5 protein-coding genes and 1 pseudogene are annotated in these 2,944 nt (G+C 60.6%); all 6 read right to left on the bottom strand.

The window, feature by feature from the left end; genetic code table 11:
• Window positions 1-566: 3-deoxy-7-phosphoheptulonate synthase (locus E5W87_RS25955; RefSeq protein WP_292404171.1), on the bottom strand; the 566-nt coding region annotated here is incomplete at its 3' end.
• 88 nt (window positions 567-654) lie between these two features.
• Window positions 655-1,419 carry a hypothetical protein gene (locus E5W87_RS25950; RefSeq protein WP_292404134.1) on the bottom strand — a complete coding sequence of 255 codons (765 nt, stop codon included), beginning with the start codon at window positions 1,417-1,419 and terminating at the stop codon, window positions 655-657.
• Between the two features lie 57 nt (window positions 1,420-1,476).
• Complete coding sequence (locus E5W87_RS25945) at window positions 1,477-1,899, bottom strand: type II toxin-antitoxin system VapC family toxin (RefSeq protein WP_292404130.1); 423 nt, start codon at window positions 1,897-1,899, stop codon at window positions 1,477-1,479.
• Entirely contained in the window at window positions 1,896-2,162 is a 267-nt protein-coding gene (locus E5W87_RS25940) for a type II toxin-antitoxin system prevent-host-death family antitoxin (RefSeq protein ID WP_292404168.1), read from the bottom strand. Before E5W87_RS25940 ends, E5W87_RS25945 begins: the two co-directional genes overlap by 4 nt.
• 79 nt (window positions 2,163-2,241) lie before the next feature.
• Window positions 2,242-2,341, bottom strand: a pseudogene (locus E5W87_RS25935) (integrase); the annotation flags it as partial.
• Between the two features lie 21 nt (window positions 2,342-2,362).
• A partial coding sequence (locus E5W87_RS25930) for an SDR family oxidoreductase (protein WP_292404127.1) occupies window positions 2,363-2,944 on the bottom strand: 582 nt, incomplete at its 5' end.

Genomic DNA, 2,944 nt, shown 5'->3' with positions numbered 1-2,944 from the left:
GTGCCGTTCTTGAAGCCGACCGGGCAGGACAGGCCGGATGCGAGTTCGCGATGGATCTGGCTCTCGGTCGTGCGCGCGCCGATCGCGCCCCAGGCGACGAGGTCGGCAATGTATTGCGGGGTGGCCATGTCGAGGAATTCGGTCGCTGAGGGAAGGCCGAGATTGTTGACCGCCGAGAGCACGTTGCGGGCCAGCCTCAGTCCCTTGTCGATGTTGAAGCTGCCGTCGAGGTCAGGATCGTTGATCAGGCCCTTCCAGCCGACCGTCGTGCGCGGCTTTTCGAAATAGACGCGCATCACGATTTCCAGCCGGTCCGACAGGCTCTCGCGCAGCGTCGCCAGGCGGCTGGCATAGTCCACGGCAGCGGCCGGGTCGTGGATCGAACAGGGGCCGACGACGACGATCAGCCGATCGTCAGTGCCGGTCAGCACGGCGTGGATCGCGTTGCGCGACGCGGCAACGGTGCGCGTCGCCGTCAGCGTGCGCGGTATCTCCCGCATCACCTGGTCCGGCGTACTCAATTCCCTTATTTCCTTGACCCGAAGATCATCTGTGGTCGTCAACACGGCTCTCTGCTCCTGATTGGGAGACCTGCCGGCTGAAACAAAAAAGCCGCCAGGTCTGGCGGCTGTTCGGATTTTGATGCTGCAATCTTCAGATCGAGCGCAATCCTCCCGCCGCCAGCGAGCTCCTAAAGTACCAATACGTGGCGGTCAGATGGATCATGCGGCTCATATAATCGAAGCCGGGGCGCTTGTCACGTGCTTGATTGGGCCTACCAGCGCGGATCAGGCCATTCGACGTTATCCCACTCCAAAAGGTCTCCAGGTGACAGAAGATTCTTCTCGCCGCGTTGAAGGCGGTATGTGTAGAGGGTTTCGTACATGGGTTCGAAACTGGACAGTAAGTCCAGAAAATGCCGCCTTCGCTCAGCTTTTGTCCATGAGCAGAAAATCGCGGTACGGCTCCAGAGGCCATCGAAAACATTGCGGTATGCTGGATCCAGCCGCTGCCAATGCGCAACTGCTTCAGCGCCAGCGCTGCGAAATCCTCCTCGAGAGCCTCCTCGATTACGGCCTCCAGTGCATAAGCAATGGCCTGGGTTTTGGCGGTGTGTTCGAGATACGCCAGCGATACCCTCAGCATCCTTTGCTGAAGAAGAATAACGGGCCACAGCGCCTGGACACCATAACGGATGCCCATTTCCTCATGATCTGGGGGCGGCTGCAGAATCTCGCGTTGGCGTTCGTAGGCCTTACGGACATCGTAGGCTAGACTTAGGAACAGGCCTTCTCTGTCCTTAATGAGCGGCGATCGCTCATTGATGTCATGCACGACCGTGTGTAGCCATCGAAGAGACGTGTAGTCGCCGATCAGAAGAATGCCAGCGTGGTTTTTCAGCAATTGATATGAAAGCAAATGCACTCCTCCTTGCCTCAAGTCGTTTTCGAGGTCCGACATGCTGCGCCGGGCGGTTCATGCAGTCCAAGGATTGAAGAGTTCGATCTCAAAGCCTTCGAAATCGTTCGTGTTACGCGTTGCCAAGGTGAGCTCCTGCGCAATCGCGGTGGCTGCAATCAGGCCGTCCATCGACGACAGACCGCGACCGCGGCGCTTCGCAAGGCCCATCAGGTCCCCCCAGGCCAAGGCAACCGGTTCGTCCACAGGAAGAACCCTCTGTTCGAAGCGCTGCGGCAGGTCTTGAGCGAGCCATTGGGCCAGTGCCTCGCGTTTCCGGCCCTCATCCATGAGGGCGACGCCGCGTCGGATCTCGGCGATCGACACGACGCTAATGAATGAGCGGTCCTCATCAAGCCCGTCCAGCCAGTCCAGAACGCGTGCGTCCGGAACCGGCCTTGTCACCTCGGACAGGACATTCGTATCGAGCAGTAGCCTCACAGCGGCAGATCACGCGGTTCGTCGCGCTGACGCTCAAGGTTGAGATCGGCGCCGCGCAGCGGCGACTCCAGCAGGAACTCCGCAAGCGTACCCTTGCGCGCGGTCTTCCGTTGCCATTCCTCGGCCGAGACGACAACCACGCTTGGTTTGCCGTTTCTGGTGATCGTCTGCGGCGATGACTGGGCGCGCTCAATAACCTCCGAGAGCCGGGCTTTTGCCCCAGCGACCGTCCAATTGGTATCCTCTTTGGGCGCAGCCAGCATTTCGACCTCCATGACCATTCTGACCATCTTGACTATATGGGGATGGCGATACGGCGGCAACAGGGAAGGAGAGGGTTTTTCAGAGCCCGGGTGCCTTGGTGAGTTTGGTCGAACCGATCGCGCCGGCGTTGATATATTCGGGTCATCTCGGCCGACGCATGGCCGAGCTGCTTCTGGACGATGAGGCTACTCGGCTGATCCTACTCTGGCGACGATCCGGCGATGTTCTGGTCGTAGTCGACCAGCGACCCGGTCATGACGCCCGACTGCGGGCTGACCATATAGCTGATCAGCCGGGCGAGCTGGTCCGGCTTCACCAATTGGCCCATCGGCTGCGCGGCCTCGGCCTTTTCCAGCCAATCGTCAGGTGCATCGTGCCATTTCTTCTGCACGATCGCCTCGCCCTCGGTGTCCATCCAGCCGGGCAGCACCGAGTTGCAGCGGATGCGGTTGCTGCGGTACGCATTGGCGACATTCTTGGTCAGCGTCGCCAATGCGCCCTTGCTCGACGAATAGGGCGCCAGGAACGACTGGCCGCAATGCGCCGACATCGACAGGACATTGACGATCGAGCCAGGCGCCTTGCGGGCGAGCAGCTGCGCCACCACGCCCTGCATCAGGAAGAAGGGGCCGCGCACATTGGTCTGGAAGATCTGGTCGAAAAGCTCTTCACTCGTCTCGACCAGCGAACCGCGCGCCGAGGTGGCGGCGGCGTTGACCAGCGCGTTGATGGTGCCGAAATGAGCGATCGCCGTTTCGACGGCCCGCTTGCAGTCGGCCAC

It is taken from the genome of Mesorhizobium sp. (assembly GCF_004962925.1).
Lineage (GTDB): Bacteria > Pseudomonadota > Alphaproteobacteria > Rhizobiales > Rhizobiaceae > Mesorhizobium.
The sequence above is the reverse complement of the archived record's forward strand: the minus strand, read 5'-3'. Positions and strand labels throughout refer to the sequence as shown.

What these genes read in the sequence shown, in the direction of transcription:
- E5W87_RS25940 (WP_292404168.1), bottom strand. Translation starts at nt 2,162, where the DNA reads ATGCTGGCTGCGCCCAAAGAGGATACCAATTGGACGGTCGCTGGGGCA.